This window comes from Isoptericola sp. BMS4 (assembly GCF_011634835.1).
Classification (GTDB): domain Bacteria; phylum Actinomycetota; class Actinomycetes; order Actinomycetales; family Cellulomonadaceae; genus Isoptericola.
Genome location: NZ_SIRP01000001.1, coordinates 1,316,216 through 1,334,893 on the forward strand (window position 1 = coordinate 1,316,216; position 18,678 = coordinate 1,334,893).

At 72.1% G+C, this 18,678-nt stretch carries 15 protein-coding genes and 1 tRNA gene; 9 read left to right on the top strand and 7 right to left on the bottom strand.

Going from position 1 to position 18,678, the window contains the following annotated elements; genetic code table 11:
* Positions 1 to 72: 72 nt before the first annotated feature.
* The 5 genes from EYB28_RS20295 to EYB28_RS05815 all read right to left on the bottom strand — a co-directional run bounded on the left by EYB28_RS20295 (position 73) and on the right by EYB28_RS05815 (position 5,176).
* A complete protein-coding gene (locus EYB28_RS20295) occupies positions 73 to 1,194 on the bottom strand; it encodes a L,D-transpeptidase family protein (RefSeq protein ID WP_166845609.1) in 1,122 nt (373 codons plus the stop codon).
* A gap of 310 nt (positions 1,195 to 1,504) precedes the next feature.
* Positions 1,505 to 1,789, bottom strand: coding sequence for an SHOCT domain-containing protein (locus EYB28_RS05800; RefSeq protein WP_166845611.1), 285 nt, complete (start codon positions 1,787 to 1,789; stop codon positions 1,505 to 1,507).
* Positions 1,790 to 1,921: 132 nt separating this feature from the next.
* Positions 1,922 to 2,590 carry a response regulator transcription factor gene (locus EYB28_RS05805; RefSeq protein WP_166845613.1) on the bottom strand — a complete coding sequence of 223 codons (669 nt, stop codon included), beginning with the start codon at positions 2,588 to 2,590 and terminating at the stop codon, positions 1,922 to 1,924.
* Positions 2,587 to 3,849 (bottom strand): sensor histidine kinase, encoded by a 1,263-nt coding sequence (locus tag EYB28_RS05810; protein ID WP_166845615.1) that lies wholly within the window; start codon positions 3,847 to 3,849, stop codon positions 2,587 to 2,589. Before EYB28_RS05810 ends, EYB28_RS05805 begins: the two co-directional genes overlap by 4 nt.
* 202 nt (positions 3,850 to 4,051) lie before the next feature.
* Entirely contained in the window at positions 4,052 to 5,176 is a 1,125-nt protein-coding gene (locus tag EYB28_RS05815; RefSeq protein ID WP_166851809.1) for an adenosine deaminase, read from the bottom strand.
* 232 nt (positions 5,177 to 5,408) lie between these two features.
* Here EYB28_RS05815 and EYB28_RS05820 point away from each other — a divergent pair.
* The 5 genes from EYB28_RS05820 (at position 5,409) to rplA (ending at position 8,150) form a co-directional block, all read left to right on the top strand.
* A tRNA-Trp gene (locus EYB28_RS05820) sits at positions 5,409 to 5,484 on the top strand.
* A gap of 132 nt (positions 5,485 to 5,616) precedes the next feature.
* Positions 5,617 to 5,868 carry a preprotein translocase subunit SecE gene (gene secE, locus EYB28_RS05825; RefSeq protein WP_166845617.1) on the top strand — a complete coding sequence of 84 codons (252 nt, stop codon included), beginning with the start codon at positions 5,617 to 5,619 and terminating at the stop codon, positions 5,866 to 5,868.
* Positions 5,869 to 5,942: 74 nt separating this feature from the next.
* Positions 5,943 to 6,791 carry a transcription termination/antitermination protein NusG gene (gene nusG / locus EYB28_RS05830; RefSeq protein ID WP_166845619.1) on the top strand — a complete coding sequence of 283 codons (849 nt, stop codon included), beginning with the start codon at positions 5,943 to 5,945 and terminating at the stop codon, positions 6,789 to 6,791.
* Between the two features lie 95 nt (positions 6,792 to 6,886).
* Positions 6,887 to 7,321 (top strand): 50S ribosomal protein L11, encoded by a 435-nt coding sequence (gene rplK, locus EYB28_RS05835; protein WP_166845621.1) that lies wholly within the window; start codon positions 6,887 to 6,889, stop codon positions 7,319 to 7,321.
* Between the two features lie 118 nt (positions 7,322 to 7,439).
* The gene (gene rplA / locus EYB28_RS05840; protein WP_166845623.1) at positions 7,440 to 8,150 is read left to right on the top strand and encodes a 50S ribosomal protein L1; all 711 of its coding nucleotides are present in this window, start codon (positions 7,440 to 7,442) and stop codon (positions 8,148 to 8,150) included.
* Positions 8,151 to 8,237: 87 nt separating this feature from the next.
* On the opposite strand, the gene EYB28_RS05845 is transcribed toward rplA, so the two are convergent.
* Together EYB28_RS05845 and EYB28_RS05850 are read right to left on the bottom strand one after the other, a co-directional pair.
* Positions 8,238 to 8,834, bottom strand: a complete 597-nt coding sequence (locus EYB28_RS05845; protein ID WP_166845625.1) for a hypothetical protein — start codon at positions 8,832 to 8,834, stop codon at positions 8,238 to 8,240.
* A complete protein-coding gene (locus EYB28_RS05850) occupies positions 8,831 to 9,238 on the bottom strand; it encodes a DUF4383 domain-containing protein (RefSeq protein ID WP_166845627.1) in 408 nt (135 codons plus the stop codon). Before EYB28_RS05850 ends, EYB28_RS05845 begins: the two co-directional genes overlap by 4 nt.
* Before the next feature lie 374 nt (positions 9,239 to 9,612).
* On the opposite strand from EYB28_RS05850, the gene rplJ reads away from it, so the two are divergent.
* The 4 genes from rplJ to EYB28_RS05870 all read left to right on the top strand — a co-directional run bounded on the left by rplJ (position 9,613) and on the right by EYB28_RS05870 (position 18,582).
* Entirely contained in the window at positions 9,613 to 10,146 is a 534-nt protein-coding gene (gene rplJ, locus EYB28_RS05855) for a 50S ribosomal protein L10 (protein WP_166845629.1), read from the top strand.
* Positions 10,147 to 10,233: 87 nt separating this feature from the next.
* Positions 10,234 to 10,632, top strand: coding sequence for a 50S ribosomal protein L7/L12 (gene rplL / locus EYB28_RS05860; RefSeq protein WP_166845631.1), 399 nt, complete (start codon positions 10,234 to 10,236; stop codon positions 10,630 to 10,632).
* A gap of 500 nt (positions 10,633 to 11,132) precedes the next feature.
* Positions 11,133 to 14,645, top strand: a complete 3,513-nt coding sequence (gene rpoB, locus EYB28_RS05865; RefSeq protein ID WP_166845633.1) for a DNA-directed RNA polymerase subunit beta — start codon at positions 11,133 to 11,135, stop codon at positions 14,643 to 14,645.
* A 55-nt stretch (positions 14,646 to 14,700) separates the two neighbouring features.
* Entirely contained in the window at positions 14,701 to 18,582 is a 3,882-nt protein-coding gene (locus tag EYB28_RS05870) for a DNA-directed RNA polymerase subunit beta' (RefSeq protein WP_166845635.1), read from the top strand.
* Positions 18,583 to 18,678: the final 96 nt, after the last annotated feature.

The following is an 18,678-nucleotide window of genomic DNA, read 5'->3' on the forward strand; positions in this document are numbered from 1 at the left end:
TGTGGGTACGAAGATGGCGTGGGACCGGGCCCGGTCCCACGCCATCTTCGTACCCACAGCGGACGGGGACGATCAGTAGAGGACGACCGGCGTGCCCTTCGGCATCCCCCACGAGTCCCACAGCCAGTTCATCGCCGCGTTCGACACGCGCACGCACCCGTGCGAGGCCGGGTAGGGCGGGATCGAGCCCGAGCCGTGCACGGCGAAGCCGCCGGAGAAGTACTTCGGGCGCCACATGGAGCCCAGCTCCAGGGTCGACTCGTGCATGCCGTCGCGCTCCATGTAGACGGCGTAGGACCCGCGAGGCGTCGACGCCGTGTAGGTGCGCCCCCGGGCCCGGTACTGCTCGCCGTTGCCGGACGAGGCGTTGATGATCCGCGTCACCCGCCCGTCCTCGACGGTCATGAGGAGCTGCCGGTCCAGGTCGATCTCGACCGCCCGGCCGGACGACGTCCGCGCGCTCGGCCGGGTGCCCGCGTCGAGGGCCGCCTTCGTCCGGGGCCCGACGACGCCGTCCCGGGACAGGCCCGCCGCCTTCTGCAGGGCCCACACGGCCTGCTGGGTCGCGGGGCCGAACTGCCCGTCCACGTCCTGCAGGAAGTACCCGAGCTCCGCCAGCCGGGACTGCAGCGCGACGACCCGCTCGCCGCTGTCCCCGTACCGGGGCATCGCGTCGCGCCGCTCCTGCTCCTCGCGCTCACGCTCCTCCCGCTCGCGCCGCTCCTGCGCGGCGGCCGCCTCGGCCTTCTTCTCCTTCGCCGACTTCCCGGGCTTCTCCGGCTTCCCGGCCTCGTCGGAATCGCCGGAGCCGCCCGCCGCGTCGTCGCCCCCGTCCTCGGCGTCGCTCGTGCCACCGGGCTCGTCGGCGCCGTCGTCCGCGACGCTGCCGCCGTCCGTGCCGTCCGTGCCGTCCGTGCCGTCCGTGCCGTCCGTGCCGTCCGTGCCGTCGTCCGGCGCGGCCGACGGGGTCGCGGGTGCGTCGTCGGACGGCGTCGCGGACGCGTCGTCCGAGGGCGTGGGCCCCGTCTCCCGCGGCTCGCCCGTCACCACCGACGGCGCGGCGCCGGGGTCCGGCTCGTCGCCGTCCGTCGTGCCGCACCCGGCGGCCAGCAGGCCGAGCGTCACCACGAGCGCGACGGGCGCGCCGAGGCGTGCCGCCGTGCGGCCCTGCCCGAGAGATGGAACCGTGCGCATGACATTCCTTCCATGCCTGGTCGCGGCGCGCCGTGCACAGCGGACTCCCCACCGTGCCCGATCCACCGGGTGCGGCGCGAGCGCGCCACCCGGCATCCCCACAATCCTCACAGCGCCGTGACCTGCCGTGACATCGCGGGGGCCACCGCGAGACCCCGTGACCCTGTCACCTGCCATGACGCACGGGGGCGCCGGACCGTTGGGGGTGCCGACGCAGGCGCCGGACATCGAGCGTGCCGGTCGGGACCCCGTCCGGCACGAACGAGGTCCCGACCGGCACGCCCGACGGCGCGGTGCTGGTCGGTGGAGGTCAGCGACGGTCCTCCCGCAGCACGGCGAGCCGCTGGCGGTACTCGGCCTCGTCGATCTCCCCGCGGGCGAAGCGCTCGCCCAGGACGTCCGCGCCGCCCGCGCCGCCGCGTGCCCACGGCGGGCCGTACCGGCGCGCCCGGCGGGCGATCAGGACCACGACCGTGGCGACGAGCAGGAACCAGAGGATCGGGAAGACGATCCACCAGCCGGGCCCGCCGCCCGCGCCGTACGGGTGCGCGGCGACGGTGGCGACGTCCGACGCGAGGGTGGATGCGGTGAGCATGAGGGTCTCCTCCTGACGGTGGCCCACCCGGTGCGGGCCGTCCGCTCCCACGCTCCCGCCCCGCCCGCCCGGCGTCGTCCCCCGCGCGTACCGACCCGCGTGGTCCCCGGGTGCCGGCGACCCGCGGCGCCCTCAGGCGGACCAGCCGGGGCGCACGACGCCGCCCTCGTAGGCGGCGACGACGAGCTGGGCCCGGTCCCGGGCGCCCAGCTTGGCCATGACCCGCGAGACGTGCGTCTTGACCGTCGACTCCGACAGGTACAGGGTGCGGGCGATCTCCTCGTTCGACAGCCCGCCCGCCACCTCGACGAGCACCTCGTGCTCGCGGGCGGTGAGCTCGTCGAGGCCGCGCGGCGGCGGCACGTCGCGGGTCGCGGCGGCCACCCGGGCGAGCAGGCGCCGCGTCACGCCCGGCGACAGCAGCGCGTCCCCGGCGGCGGCGACCCGCACGGCGCGCACCAGGTCGGCGGGCTCGGTGTCCTTGACGAGGAAGCCGGTCGCGCCGCCGCGGATCGCCTCGGCGACGTACTCGTCCAGCTCGAACGTCGTCACCACGACGACGTGCACGCCGCCGGCGCGCGGGTCGGCGACGATGCGCCGGGTCGCCTCCAGGCCGTCCGTCCCGGGCATGCGCACGTCCATGAGGACGACGTCGGGCAGCCGGTCCAGCGCGAGGCGGACCGCGTCGTCGCCGGTGGCAGCCTCGGCCACCACCGCCATGTCGTCCTCGGCGTCGAGCAGCGCCCGGAACCCGCCGCGGACCAGCGCCTGGTCGTCGGCCAGCAGCACCCGGATCGTCATCGTCCCCCCTCCGCGGCCGAGCTGTCAGGATCTCCGCCCGGTGTACCCGCCGCAGGGCCTGACAGCACGTCGGAGGCCAGGGGGATGCGTGCGTCGACGACGTACCCCCGGCCGGCGGCGCCCGTGCCGTGCCCGGCGCGCAGCGTGCCGCCCGCGCCCTCGACGCGCTCCCGCATCCCGCGCAGCCCGTACCCGGGCGGCGGCGGGGCGCCGTCGGTCGGTGGCGTGCCGTCGTCGGACACCTCGACCTGCAGCCTCGCCCCGTCGCGCCGCATCCCGACCGCTACCGTGCGCGCGTCGGGGGCGTGCCGCCCCACGTTGGTCAGGGCCTCCTGGACCACCCGGTAGGCGACGCCCGCCACGTGCGGCGGGACCGCGCCGTCCGCCGTCAGTCCCGGCTCGACGTCGAACCGCACGTCGACGTGCCGGGCCCGCAGCGGCTCGGCCAGCCGGGGCAGCGCGGTGAGGTCCCACGTGGGGGAGCGGGGCTCGCCGCCGGCGTCGGAGCCGTCCTCCCCGCGCACCGTGCCGAGCACGGCCCGCACGTCGTCGAGGGCGTCGCGGCTGGTCGCCTTGACGGACGCCAGCGCCGAGCGCGCCTGCTCGACGTCCCGGTCGAGCAGGTGCAGCCCCACCCCGGCCTGCACGTTGATCGCGGACAGGGAGTGGGCGAGGACGTCGTGCAGCTCGCGCGCGATGCGCAGCCGCTCGGTGGCCACGGCCGTGCGCTCGCGTTCCTCGCGCGCGGCCCGCCAGGCGGCGGCCCGGGCGACCCGCTCGCGGATCCCCGTCGCCACCAGCAGCGCGACGGCGGTCCACGCCGCGCCGCCCAGCAGCGCCGCCGGGCGCGGGACGTCGTCGCGGAGGGTCGCCGCCACGACGACGGCGCCCCAGTACATCGCGGCCCCGGACCAGGCGACGGCGCGCGACCGGCGCGCCGGGCCCGACAGCAGCACCGTGACCAGCACCAGGACGGGCCCGGCCAGCGCGGGCCCCCACGCGTAGCCCAGCGCGACGTACGCGCCGACCGCCCCGACGGCGAGGAGCACGGCCGGCGCGGGCGGGCGCGGCAGCACGGCCACGACCACGGGGGCGACCAGCGCGAGCGCGATCCCGAGCAGGTCGAGCTCGTGGTCCCCGTGCTGCCACCGGGAGGCGCCGAGCGTGCCGATCACCACCACGACCGCGAGCGTCAGCGCGAGGAACAGGCGCGGGCGCCACCGGTCGAGCGGGCCGGCCTGGCCGCGGTGCGCCTCCATGCCTGGCACCGTACGCCGCGGCGCGGCCGGGCGCGTCCGACCGCGGTACCGGTCGCCGTCGTCCCCGGGGCCCATGCCGCGAGAGCCCCGAGCCGTCCGGGCCCCGCCCGTCCGTGTCCGCCGACGGCCCGTGCCGTCGACCGTGCCGTCGACCGTGCCGTCGACCGTGCCGTCGACCGTGCCGTCGACCGTGGCAGCGTGATCACGCCCCCTGCGGACGGGACGCGGACGGGACCGGCTCGCCGGCGCGGGCACCGGGTGCGCCACCGGCCGGCCGATGGTCCGAGGCGGGCGGCCCGGGGGGATCGTCGGGCGCGGCCAGCCAGGCGTCCACCTCCGCCAGCAGCGCCGCCTTCGTCCCGGCGGACGCGCGGGACGCCGCGATCGACCCGCGGGCCAGGTCCGCGACGCGCGCGTCGTCGAAGCCGTGCACCGTGCGGGCCGCCTCGTACTGCTCCAGCAGCCGGGAGCCGAACAGCAGCGGGTCGTCCGCGCCGAGCGCGACCCGCGCGCCCGCGTCCACGAGCGCCGGCAGCGGCACCGCCGCCGCGTCGTGGTAGACGCCCAGGCCCACGTTGGAGGCAGGGCACACCTCGAGCGCCACGCCCGCGGCCACCAGCTCGTCGAGCAGCGCCGGGTCCTCCCCGGCGCGCACCCCGTGCCCGAGACGGTCCGGGGCGAGGGCGGACACGACCTCGCGCACGTGGGCGGGGCCGAGCAGCTCGCCGCCGTGCGGCACGGACGCCAGCCCGGCCCGGCGCGCGATGCGGAACGCGGCGGAGAACGCCCCGGTGTCCCCGCGGCGCTCGTCGTTGCTCAGCCCGAAGCCCACGACCTCGCCGGGCCCGTCGCCCGCGTACCGGGCGGCGAGCCGGGCGAGCGTGCGCGCGTCGAGGGGATGGCGGGTGCGCGACGCCGCGACGATCACCGCCACCTCGACGCCGTGGGCGGCGCTCGCGGCCCTGGCGGCGTCCAGCACGATCTCGACGGCCGGGGTGATGCCGCCGACGAACGGGGCGTACGACGTCGGGTCCACCTGGATCTCGAGCCGCCGGGAGCCCTCTGCCGCGTCGTCGGCCGCGGCCTCGTCCACGAGCCGGCGCATGCCCGCCTCGGACCGCACGCAGGCGCGCGCGGCGTCGTAGAGGCGCTGGAACCGGAACCAGCCGCGCTCGTTGGCGGGCACCCGCAACGGGTCGCCGTCGAGCAGCACCGAGGGCAGGCGCACGCCCTGCTCGGTCGCCATGTCCCGCAACGTCTCGAGCCGCATCGAGCCGGTGAAGTGCAGGTGCAGGTGGGCCTTGGGGAGCTTCGCCAGGTCGCGCACCCCCGCAGTGTCGCAGGTCACGCCCGGTGCGTGAACGAGGCCGGGCACGGCGGGTCGGGTCGAAGCGCCTTCCGGGCCGCCGCCGGGCACGGGGGCACGGGGCCTGTACGGGGGCCGTGCGGGGCTGGTTCGACCCACGCCCCGGCGTCGCGTACAGTTGTTCCTCGGTGGTTGACGGCCACCAGGATCGAACGCGCCTTGCGGTGCGCGCGTCCGCGGTCGTCGAGCACGAAGGGTAGTGGCGCAATTGGTAGCGCAGCGGTCTCCAAAACCGCAGGTTGCAGGTTCGAGTCCTGTCTACCCTGCCAGCGTGATCCCCCGCGGGGCCGCGCGCAGCGGGGCCGCAGCAGAGTGACCCCGGAACGCCAGGAGTCTGTGCCGTGGGCGCGTCGCCGGCAGGTGGCGCGGTCGCGGTTCGAACGCGAAACGGGGTACAGCAAGTGAGCGAGTCGCCGGCCGAGGCCGTCCACGACGGTGCAGCCCACGGGGGCGGGCGCCGTAACGTGTTCGCCCGCATCGCGCTCTTCGTCCGGCAGGTCGTCGGTGAGCTCCGCAAGGTGGTCACCCCGACGCGCTCGGAGCTGATCAACTACACGATCGTCGTCCTGGTGTTCGTCACGGTGGTCATGCTGTTCGTGACGGCGCTCGACTACGTCATCGGTCTGGGTGTCCTCGCCGTCTTCGGCGACTGATCACCGGCCGCAGGTCGTCCGTCCCGGGCGCCCGTCCCCTCCTCAGCAGCAGCAGTCAGAAAGCAGGTTCGTTCGTGTCCCAGGATCCGCTGGACCAGACGGAGAACGTCGACCCCACGCAGCCCGGCGCCGACGGCGACGAGGCGGGCCTCGGCGCGGACGCTGCGACGGGCGCCGCGCCCGAGACCTCCGCCGACGCGGACGCCGCGCAGGACGCGACGGACGACGTCGAGCCCGGCGAGGCGACGGACGAGCCCGCGGACGACGAGCCCGCGCGGCCGGCCGACGCCGACGGTGACGTCGTCGAGGACCCGGCCGAGGAGTTCCGCCGCACGCTGCGCGGCCAGCTCGGCGACTGGTACGTCATCCACTCGTACGCGGGGTACGAGAACCGTGTGAAGGCCAACCTGGAGAACCGCACCCAGAGCCTGAACATGGAGGACTACATCTTCCAGGTCGAGGTCCCCATGGAGGAGGTGACCGAGATCAAGAACGCGCAGAAGAAGACCGTCCGGCGCGTGCGGATCCCGGGCTACGTCCTCGTGCGCATGGACCTGACGGACGAGTCGTGGGGCGCCGTGCGCCACACGCCGGGCGTCACCGGCTTTGTGGGCCACACGCACCAGCCCGTGCCGCTGACCCTCGACGAGGTCTTCTCGATGCTGGCTCCGACGTTCCTCGAGGAGAAGCAGGAGCCGGGCAAGCCGTCCGCGGCCGCCGCCACGGCGGCGTCCCAGGCGGCGCCGGTCGAGGTCGACTTCGAGATCGGCGAGTCGGTCACCGTCACCGACGGTCCGTTCGACACGCTGCCCGCCACGATCTCGGACATCAACGTCGAGGCCCAGAAGCTCCAGGTCCTCGTCTCCATCTTCGGCCGGGAGACCCCGGTCGAGCTGTCGTTCAACCAGGTCGCCAAGCTCTGACGGCGTCCCGGTAGCGCACGGCCCCGCCGCGCGACGACGGCACTGCAACCGGGTCATCGCCCACGGCGTCGGCCCACGAACAGAAAGCAGGGAACATGCCTCCCAAGTCGAAGAAGGTCGCCGGCCTCATCAAGCTCCAGATCAACGCCGGTGCGGCGACGCCGGCCCCGCCGATCGGCCCCGCGCTCGGTCAGCACGGCGTGAACATCATGGAGTTCTGCAAGGCCTACAACGCGGCGACCGAGTCGCAGCGCGGCAACGTCATCCCGGTGGAGATCACCGTGTACGAGGACCGCTCGTTCACGTTCATCACCAAGACGCCGCCGGCCGCCGAGCTCATCAAGAAGGCCGCAGGCGTGGCGAAGGGTTCCTCCACCCCGCACACGGTCAAGGTCGCGCAGCTCTCCCAGGACCAGGTCCGCGAGATCGCGCAGACGAAGCTCGCCGACCTCAACGCGAACGACATCGACGCCGCGATGAAGATCGTCGCCGGCACGGCTCGTTCGATGGGCATCACCGTCTCGGAGTGATCCGAGCAGAGCCGCCCGGCCCCACGGCCGGGCGGCTCGCGAAGCCCCGGTGAACCGCACCGGGCACGTGGCAGGGTCCGCGCGGACCCGTTCACCACGACTGCAGAAGGAGAAGCAGATGGCAACGCGCAGCAAGGCGTACCGCGCCGCGGCGGCGAAGATCGACCGCGACGCCCTGTACGCCCCCCTCGAGGCGGTCCGCCTCGCCAAGGAGACCGCGACCGTCAAGTACGACGCGACCGTCGAGGTCGCGTTCCGCCTGGGCGTCGACCCCCGCAAGGCCGACCAGATGGTCCGCGGCACGGTCAACCTCCCGCACGGCACGGGCAAGACCGCCCGCGTGATCGTCTTCGCGAACGCCGCGAAGGCGGAGGAGGCCCGTGCGGCCGGCGCCGACGAGGTCGGCGGCGACGAGCTCATCGAGAAGGTCGCCGGCGGCTACACCGACTTCGACGCCGCGGTCGCGACGCCGGACCTCATGGGCAAGGTCGGTCGACTGGGCAAGGTGCTGGGCCCCCGTGGCCTCATGCCGAACCCGAAGACCGGCACGGTGACCATGGACGTCACCAAGGCCGTGGGCGACATCAAGGGCGGCAAGATCGAGTTCCGCGTGGACAAGCACGCGAACCTGCACTTCATCATCGGCAAGGCCTCGTTCGACGAGACCGCGCTGGTGGAGAACTACGCGGCGGCGCTGGACGAGGTCCTGCGGCTCAAGCCGACGTCGTCGAAGGGCCGGTACATCACCAAGGCCACGATGGCGACGACGATGGGCCCGGGCATCCCGCTCGACCAGTCGCGCACGACGAAGCTCCTCGAGGAGGCGTGACCCTTCCGGGTCCCCGCTGACTCACCGGAGCCACGACGGCGGCCCGGCACCCCCGCGAGGGGTGCCGGGCCGCCGTCGTTCCCCGGCTCAGGGCCCGTGGTGGTGCGCGGGCAGGCCGGGCAGGTCCGGCAGGTGGTGCTCGCCGTGCGGGACGGCGTGGGCCCCCGCCTCGGTGTCGGCGAGGCCCGCCGTCGCGACGGTCGACACGGCGACAGCGCCGGCGAAGAGGATCACGAGCGCCGGTCCGGGGCGCCGGACCGCACCTGCGACGCTCGCCCTCCCGCGGGGCTGCGCGGCGGGGGAGCGGTGGCGCGCCGCCCGGTGCCGACCGAGCGCCCCGAGGCCGGCGGCGGCGGCGAGCTGCAGGCCCGCGGCCGCAGCGGCGGCCGCGCCGAATCGTCCTCCGGGCGCGAACGCGAGCACGACGCCGAGCACCCCGGCACCCGCGAGCGTGCCGGCGGCCGCGAGGGTGGCCGCGTCCGTGGCCGCACGCCGCGGGACGCCGCGCAGGGCGACGACCGCGGCGACGAGCTCGACGGCCCCGGTCACGAGGGCGAGCCAGCCCTGCGCGGCCGGCAGCGCGCCGCGGGCCATGCCGAGCCCGACGATGCCCGCACCCAGCACGGTGAACGCCAGGAGCGGCCGGGCCAGGGGCACCGCGGTCGCGGGCGCCGGGGCGCTCATGCGGTCGCGAGGCCGTCGGCGGTGCGCCGGTCGGCGGCCAGGCCGACCCCCAGCAGCACGACGGCGCTGGCCAGGTGCAGCACGTTGTCGGCGCCGTTGAGGGCGATGATGTTGGCGCCGGTCCCGATGAGGAACAGGCCCAGCACGCCGACCAGCAGGTACACCGCGCCGACGGTCGTGTTCACCGCCTTGGCCGCGGTCGTCGAGCGGGACGCGAGCAGCAGCGCGGCGCCGACGCCGAGGTGGACGACGTTGTGCAGGGGGTTCACCTCGAACAGCAGCAGCGTCGACCCCTCGGTCGCGGCGAACCCGACGCCCGAGGTGACGGCGAACCCGGCGAGGCCGACCAGCAGGTAGACGGCGCCGAAGACGGTGGCGAGCAGACGGTTGGCGGACGAGGACATGAGGGGCTCCTTGGCTCTCGGGGGCGCGGGCCGGTCCCGCGCTCACCCGGGGTTCGGAGCAGCGGCCGGGACGGATCGGCCCGAGACGACGGAAGGTCCCGGGACGTTGTGAGGTGCGTGACACGACGGCCCGGCGTGTGCGGAGCCGCGCCAGGCGTCGTGTACTCTTGTCGGGTAACCCAAGACCGCCGGTCGTCCGATGCTGCCTGGACTCGTCCAGAAGGCCGAGGACCGAAGTCCCGCGAACATGCGGAGGCCTGCGTAGGTGACACGAACGACGACCACGGCATCGCCGTGAGCTCCGAGCCCCGTGCGCCTGCGCCGGGGCTCTTCCTTTTGCGGGTACCGGTGGCACCACCACCGGAAGGATTGCCATGGCGAGGCCGGACAAGGCAGCCGCCGTCGCGCAGGTCGCGGACAAGCTCCGCGGGTCGAACGCGGCCGTGCTGACCGAGTACCGCGGGCTCTCCGTCTCGCAGCTCCAGGAGCTGCGGCGGTCGCTGCGCGGCAACGCAACCTACGCCGTGGTGAAGAACACGCTGACGTCCATCGCGGCCAAGGAAGCCGGCATCGACTCGTTCGACGCCGACCTCAAGGGTCCTTCCGCGATCGCGTTCGTGACCGGGGACCCGGTCGAGGCCGCCAAGGGCCTGCGTGACTTCGCCAAGGCGCACCCTGCTCTGGTCATCAAGGGCGGTGTCCTCGACGGGAACGCCCTGACCGCGGCAGAGATCAACCAGCTCGCGGACCTCGAGTCCCGCGAGGTCCTGCTGGCCAAGGCCGCCGGCGCGATGAAGGCCAAGCTCTACCAGGCTGCCTACGCCTTCACCGCGAAGCCGGCCGAGGCCGCTCGCGTCATCGATGCCCTGCGTCAGAAGAAGCAGGAATCGGAGGCCGTCGCCGCCTGACGGCGGTACGGCACGCACAACCCCTCTCTGCTTCTGCAGGGCCGACCCGATCGGCCCCAGGACGCACCAACCGAAAGGAACGCCATCATGGCGAAGCTCAGCACCGACGAGCTCCTGGCCGCCTTCGAGGAGCTCACCCTCATCGAGCTCAACGAGTTCGTGAAGGCCTTCGAGGACAAGTTCGAGGTCACCGCCGCTGCTCCGGCCGCCGTCGCGGTCGCGGGTGCCCCGGCCGCCGGCGGTGCCGGCGACGCGGGTGCCGCCGCCGAGGAGAAGGACGAGTTCGACGTCATCCTCGAGGCCGCCGGCGACAAGAAGATCCAGGTCATCAAGGAGGTGCGCGCCCTCACCTCCCTCGGCCTGAAGGAGGCCAAGGACCTCGTCGACGGCGCGCCGAAGCCGGTCCTGGAGGGCGCCGACAAGGCTGCCGCGGAGAAGGCCAAGGAGGCCCTCGAGGGCGCCGGCGCCACCGTCACCCTCAAGTGAGCCGCGCGGCCTGAGCCGCACCTCACGCACGTCGAGGCCCGCATCCCTCCGGGGGTGCGGGCCTCGACGTCTCTCGGTCCGGGCCGGCGGAGCGCGTCGGCCCTGTGCCGGGCGCCTGCCGGGCGATGTGAGGGACCGGGGGAGGCCTCGTGCGGTGACGCATCTCGCCCGCGCCGTCCTGGCCGGGGCGGCGGGGGAGGCGTTATCGTGGGACGACAACCGTTTCTTGGGCGGCATATGGCGGCCACCGAGACAACGTCCTCATCACCCGGAACCGAGGGCGTCCGCTGGTGTGCCCGCGCGAGTGGACATTCTCCGACGTTCCGGCTACGCTAGCGCTTTGCGCTCGCTTGTGCCCCGACGCCTCCTCCGCCGACGAAGCCCCGCCCCTGTGGTCCGCCGATCAGCGACCCCTCCGGCCGGTCTCCTCGACGCGGACAGGCGCCTGCAGCCTCGTTGAGCGTAACAGCGTGCCATCGAACTGCAGGGAAGGACCCCTCTTGGCTGCCTCGCGCACCCCTTCTGCTCCGTCCGCCGACGCCATCGCGAACCGCACCGCTTCCCGCCGCGTCTCCTTCGCCCAGATCTACGAGCCCCTCGAGGTGCCGGACCTCCTCGGGCTGCAGGTCGAGAGCTTCGACTGGTTGCTGGGCAACCCGTCCTGGCAGGCCCGGGTGGACGCCGCGACCGCCGCCGGCCGCAACGACGTCTCGACCACCTCGGGCCTGGAGGAGATCTTCGAGGAGATCTCGCCCATCGAGGACTTCGGTCAGTCGATGTCCCTGTCGTTCTCCAACCACCGCTTCGAGCCGCCGAAGTACACGGCCGAGGAGTGCAAGGAGAAGGACTTCACCTTCGCGGCCCCGCTGTTCGTCACGGCTGAGTTCGTCAACTACACCACCGGCGAGATCAAGAGCCAGACGGTGTTCATGGGCGACTTCCCGCTCATGACCGACCGCGGCACGTTCATCATCAACGGCACCGAGCGCGTCGTCGTCTCCCAGCTCGTCCGCTCCCCGGGCGTGTACTTCGAGCGCCAGCCGGACAAGACGAGCGACAAGGACGTCTTCTCCGCGAAGGTCATCCCGTCGCGCGGCGCCTGGCTGGAGTTCGAGATCGACAAGCGGGACGCCGTCAGCGTCCGCGTCGACCGCAAGCGCAAGCAGCCCGTCACCGTGCTCCTCAAGGCGCTGGGCCTCACCGAGGGCGAGATCCGCGAGGAGTTCGCCGACTTCCCGTCCGTCCTCGACACGCTCGAGAAGGACCACGTCCACACGCAGGACGAGGCCCTCGTCGACCTGTACCGCAAGATCCGCCCGGGCGAGCCGCCGACGGTCGAGGCCGGGCGCACGCTGCTCGAGAACTTCTACTTCAACCCCAAGCGCTACGACCTGGCGAAGGTCGGCCGCTACAAGATCGACAAGAAGCTCGGCATCGAGGCGGCGCTGACCGACTCCACCCTGTCGCTGACCGACGTCGTCGCGACCATCAAGTACCTCGCGGCGCTGCACGCCGACAAGCCCTCGATCGCCGGCACGCGTGACGGGGAGCAGATCGAGGTGCGCGTCGAGACCGACGACATCGACCACTTCGGCAACCGCCGCATCCGCGCGGTGGGCGAGCTCATCCAGAACCAGGTCCGCACGGGTCTGTCCCGGATGGAGCGCGTCGTGCGCGAGCGCATGACGACGCAGGACGTCGAGGCGATCACGCCGCAGACGCTGATCAACATCCGCCCCGTGGTGGCGTCGATCCGCGAGTTCTTCGGCACGTCGCAGCTGTCGCAGTTCATGGACCAGAACAACCCGCTCGCGGGCCTGACGCACAAGCGGCGTCTGAACGCTCTCGGCCCGGGTGGTCTGTCCCGCGACCGCGCCGCCATGGAGGTCCGCGACGTCCACCCGTCGCACTACGGCCGCATGTGCCCGATCGAGACCCCTGAGGGCCCGAACATCGGCCTGATCGGCTCGCTCGCCTCCTTCGGCCGGATCAACCCGTTCGGGTTCATCGAGACGCCGTACCGCAAGGTCGTCGACGGCAAGGTCACGGACGACGTCGTGTACCTCACGGCGGACGACGAGGACCGGTACGTCATCGCGCAGGCGAACACCGCCCTGGCCGAGGACGGCTCGTTCCTCAACGAGCGCGTGCTGGTCCGCACCAAGGGCGGCGAGACCGACGACCTGCCGCCGGCCGAGGTCGACTTCATGGACGTCTCGCCGCGCCAGATGGTGTCGGTCGCGACGGCGCTCATCCCGTTCCTCGAGCACGACGACGCCAACCGCGCGCTCATGGGCGCGAACATGCAGCGTCAGGCCGTGCCGCTGGTGCGTTCCGAGGCGCCGCTCGTCGGCACCGGCATGGAGCGCCGTGCGGCGGTCGACGCCGGCGACGTCATCGTGGCGACCAAGCCGGGCGTGGTCACCGAGGTCTCCGCGGACCTCGTGCTGGTCGCGAACGACGACGGCACCACGGGCTCCTACCGGGCCGCGAAGTTCCGCCGCTCCAACCAGGGCACCAGCTACAACCAGCGGGTGCTCGTGGACGAGGGCCAGCGGGTCGAGGTCGGCTCGGTGCTGGCCGACGGCCCGGCGACCGACGAGGGCGACCTCGCGCTCGGCCGCAACCTGCTCGTGGCGTTCATGTCGTGGGAGGGCCACAACTACGAGGACGCGATCATCCTGTCGCAGCGCCTCGTGGAGGACGACGTGCTCTCCTCGATCCACATCGAGGAGCACGAGGTCGACGCCCGCGACACGAAGCTCGGCCCGGAGGAGATCACGCGGGACATCCCGAACGTCTCCGAGGACGTGCTGGCGGACCTGGACGAGCGCGGCGTGATCCGCATCGGTGCCGAGGTCGGCGCCGGCGACGTCCTGGTCGGCAAGGTCACCCCGAAGGGCGAGACCGAGCTGACCCCGGAGGAGCGCCTGCTGCGCGCGATCTTCGGCGAGAAGGCCCGTGAGGTCCGCGACACCTCCCTCAAGGTGCCGCACGGCGAGTCCGGCACGGTCATCGGCGTGCGCGAGTTCAACCGGGAGGACGGCGACGAGCTGCCCGCCGGCGTGAACCAGCTGGTGCGCGTCTACATCGCCCAGCGGCGCAAGATCACCGTCGGCGACAAGCTCGCCGGCCGTCACGGCAACAAGGGCGTCATCTCGAAGATCCTGCCGCAGGAGGACATGCCCTTCCTGCCGGACGGGACGCCGGTGGACGTCATCCTCAACCCCCTGGGCGTCCCGGGCCGCATGAACGTCGGCCAGGTGCTCGAGACCCACCTCGGCTGGGTCGCCAGCCGCGGCTGGGACATCGAGCTGGCCGAGGGCGACGACCTGTCGTGGAAGGACAGCGTCCCGGCCGTCGCCGCCACGTCGGAGCCGGGCACCCCGGTGGCGACGCCGGTGTTCGACGGTCTGCAGGAGAACGCGCTGCGAGGCCTGATCTCCACGACGCTGCCGAACCGCGACGGCGAGCGCATGGTCGGTCACGACGGCAAGGCCCACCTCTTCGACGGCCGCTCCGGCGAGCCGTTCGGGGACCCGGTCTCGGTCGGCTACATGTACATCCTCAAGCTCCACCACCTCGTCGACGACAAGATCCACGCGCGCTCGACCGGCCCGTACTCGATGATCACGCAGCAGCCGCTGGGTGGTAAGGCGCAGTTCGGCGGCCAGCGCTTCGGCGAGATGGAGGTCTGGGCGCTCGAGGCGTACGGCGCGGCCTACACCCTGCAGGAGCTGCTCACCATCAAGTCCGACGACGTCCCGGGCCGCGTGAAGGTCTACGAGGCGATCGTCAAGGGCGAGAACATCCCCGACTCCGGCATCCCGGAGTCGTTCAAGGTGCTCCTCAAGGAGATGCAGTCGCTCTGCCTGAACGTCGAGGTGCTCTCCAGCGACGGCTCCGCCATCGAGATGCGGGAGTCCGACGACGAGGTCTACCGGGCCGCGGAGGAGCTCGGGATCGACCTGTCCCGGCGCCCGAACTCGGCGGCGACGGTCGACGAGATCTGACCCAGCGCAAGCTGCACAGGACATTCATCTAAGAGCTTTGAGGAAGTAGGACATCTTGCTCGACGTCAACGTCTTCGACGAGCTGCGCATCGGTCTGGCCACGGCCGACAACATCCGTGCCTGGTCGCACGGCGAGGTCAAGAAGCCCGAGACCATCAACTACCGCACCCTGAAGCCGGAGAAGGACGGGCTCTTCTGCGAGAAGATCTTCGGCCCCACCCGGGACTGGGAGTGCTACTGCGGCAAGTACAAGCGCGTGCGCTTCAAGGGCATCATCTGCGAGCGCTGCGGCGTCGAGGTGACGCGCTCGAAGGTGCGCCGTGAGCGCATGGGCCACATCGAGCTCGCCGCCCCGGTCACGCACATCTGGTTCTTCAAGGGTGTGCCGTCGCGGCTGGGCTACCTGCTCGACCTGGCGCCCAAGGACCTGGAGAAGGTCATCTACTTCGCGGCCTACATGATCACGTGGGTCGACGACGAGGCGCGGCAGGAGGACCTCCCGAACCTCCAGAACGAGATCGACCTGGAGCTCAAGGAGATCGCGGACCGCCGCGACAACGACATCAACGCCCGCGCGGCCCGGCTCGAGTCCGACCTGGCCGAGCTCGAGGCGGAGGGCGCCAAGGCGGACGCGCGCCGCAAGGTGCGCGACTCCGCCGAGCGGGAGATGGCGCAGCTGCGCAAGCGCGCGGACGCCGACATCGACCGCCTCGAGCAGGTCTGGGACCGGTTCAAGAACCTCAAGGTCGCGGACCTCGAGGGCGACGAGATGCTGTACCGCCAGCTCGTGGACCGCTACGGCACGTACTTCGAGGGCTCGATGGGCGCCGCGGCGATCCAGAAGCGCCTCGAGAGCTTCGACCTGGACGCCGAGGCGGAGGCGCTGCGCGAGACCATCCGCACCGGCAAGGGGCAGCGCAAGACGCGTGCGCTCAAGCGCCTGAAGGTGGTCAACGCGTTCCTCACGACGACGAACTCGCCCACGTCGATGGTGCTCGACGCCGTCCCGGTCATCCCGCCGGACCTGCGCCCGATGGTGCAGCTCGACGGTGGCCGCTTCGCGACGAGCGACCTCAACGACCTGTACCGCCGGGTGATCAACCGCAACAACCGGCTCAAGCGCCTGCTGGACCTGGGCGCGCCGGAGATCATCGTCAACAACGAGAAGCGGATGCTCCAGGAGGCCGTGGACTCGCTGTTCGACAACGGCCGCCGCGGGCGTCCGGTCACCGGGCCGGGCAACCGCCCGCTGAAGTCGATCTCCGACATGCTCAAGGGCAAGCAGGGCCGGTTCCGCCAGAACCTGCTCGGCAAGCGCGTCGACTACTCGGGCCGTTCGGTCATCGTGGTCGGCCCGACCCTGAAGCTGCACCAGTGCGGCCTGCCCAAGCAGATGGCGCTCGAGCTGTTCAAGCCCTTCGTCATGAAGCGGCTCGTGGAGCTCAACCACGCGCAGAACATCAAGAGCGCCAAGCGCATGGTCGAGCGCACGCGCCCCGAGGTGTGGGACGTGCTCGAGGAGGTCATCCAGGAGCACCCGGTGCTGCTGAACCGTGCGCCGACGCTGCACCGCCTGGGCATCCAGGCGTTCGAGCCGCAGCTGGTCGAGGGCAAGGCCATCCACCTGCACCCGCTCGTGTGCGCCGCGTTCAACGCGGACTTCGACGGCGACCAGATGGCGGTGCACCTGCCGCTGAGCGCGGAGGCGCAGGCCGAGGCCCGCATCCTCATGCTGTCCAGCAACAACATCCTCAAGCCGTCGGACGGCCGTCCGGTGACCATGCCCTCGCAGGACATGATCATCGGTCTGCACCACCTGACGTCCGAGCGCCCCGGCGCGGCGGGCGAGGGACGTGTCTTCGGCACGCAGGCCGAGGCGATCATGGCGTTCGACCGTGGTCAGCTGGACCTCAACGCGACCATCAAGCTGCGTGTCGACGACCTCGTGCCGCCGACCAAGGGCTTCGAGGCGCCGGAGGGCTGGGAGCCCGGCCAGACGCTGCTGTTCGAGACCACGCTGGGTCGCACGATCTTCAACGAGGCGCTCCCCGTCGACTACCCGTTCCAGAACAACGTGGTCGGCAAGAAGGAGCTCTCGACGATCGTCAACGACCTCGCGGAGCGGTACCCGAAGGTCGACGTCGCGACGGCGCTCGACGCGCTCAAGGACGCCGGCTACCAGTGGGCGACCCGGTCCGGCGTGACGATCGCGATCTCCGACGTCGCGATGCCGGAGGCCAAGGACACGATCCTCGACGAGCACGAGGAGCGCGCGCTCAAGGTCCAGGACCAGTTCGACAAGGGTCTGATCACGGACGACGAGCGGCGTCAGGAGCTCATCGAGCTGTGGACGCAGGCCACCGACAAGATCGCGTCGGTCATGCGGGAGAACCTGGACAACAATCCGCGGAACACCCTGTACCGCATGGTGTCCTCGGGTGCCCGCGGTAACTGGATGCAGGTGCGTCAGATCGCCGGTATGCGCGGCCTCGTGGCGAACCCGAAGGGCGAGATCATCCCGCGCCCGATCAAGTCCAACTACCGCGAGGGCCTGTCCGTCCTCGAGTACTTCATCGCCTCCCACGGTGCCCGCAAGGGTCTCGCGGACACGGCGCTGCGGACGGCGGACTCCGGGTACCTCACGCGTCGTCTGGTGGACGTCTCGCAGGACGTCATCATCCGCGAGGAGGACTGCGGGACGGAGCGCGGCCTCACGCTGCCGGTCGCGGAGCGCATCGGCGACACGCTCGTGCCGGACGCCCGCGTGGAGTCCAGCATCTACTCGCGCACGTTCGCGACCGACGTCGTGGACGCGGACGGCAACGTCATCGCGGAGGCGGGCAGCGACGCGGGCGACATCGTGATCCGCAAGGTGATCGACGCCGGCATCGAGAACGTCAAGGTGCGGTCGGTGCTCACCTGCGAGTCGCGGGTCGGCACCTGCGCCAAGTGCTACGGCCGGTCCCTGGCCACGGGCAAGCTCGTGGACATCGGCGAGGCCGTGGGCATCATCGCGGCGCAGTCGATCGGTGAGCCGGGCACGCAGCTGACGATGCGGACCTTCCACACCGGTGGTGTCGCCTCCGCGGAGGACATCACGCAGGGTCTGCCTCGTGTCACCGAGCTCTTCGAGGCCCGCACCCCCAAGGGTGAGGCGCCGATCGCGGAGTACACGGGCCGGGTCGTGATCGAGGACACGGAGCGCACGCGTCACCTGGTGCTCACGCCGGACGACGGTGGCGAGGAGATCCGCTACCCCGTCACCAAGCGTGCGCGCCTGCTGATCGCCGACGGTGACCACGTCTCCGTCGGGACGCAGATGGTCCAGGGTGCGGTCGACCCGAAGAAGGTGCTGCGCATCCTCGGCCCGCGTGCCACCCAGAAGCACCTGGTGGACCAGGTCCAGGAGACCTATCGCTCGCAGGGCGTGGACATCCACGACAAGCACATCGAGGTCATCGTGCGGCAGATGCTGCGTCGCGTGACCGTGCTGGACTCGGGCGACTCCCACCTGCTGCCGGGTGAGCTGGCGGAGCGCATCCGCTTCGAGGACGCGAACCGTCGTGCCGTGGCGGAGGGTGGCCAGCCGGCCTCGGGCCGTCCGGAGCTGATGGGCATCACCAAGGCGTCGCTCGCCACCGACTCGTGGCTCTCGGCGGCCTCCTTCCAGGAGACCACCCGGGTGCTCACCGAGGCGTCGATGAGCGGTCGCCGGGACCCGCTGCTGGGCCTCAAGGAGAACGTCATCATCGGTAAGCTCATCCCGGCCGGTACGGGCCTGTCCCGCTACCGGAACATCGAGGTCGAGCCGACCGAGCAGGCCAAGGCGGAGCTCTACCCGAGCTTCGGCTACGACGAGATCGACTTCCCGACGCTCGGCATGGGCTCGGGCGAGGCGATCCCGCTGGAGGACCTGGACTTCGGCGACTTCCGCTGATCTCCGACGGGGCGGGCGCAGGTCACACCGTGACCTGCGCCCGCTCCTTTGACCCCGCATGATTCCGCGGGTAATCTTGTAATCCGTGCCCGTGCC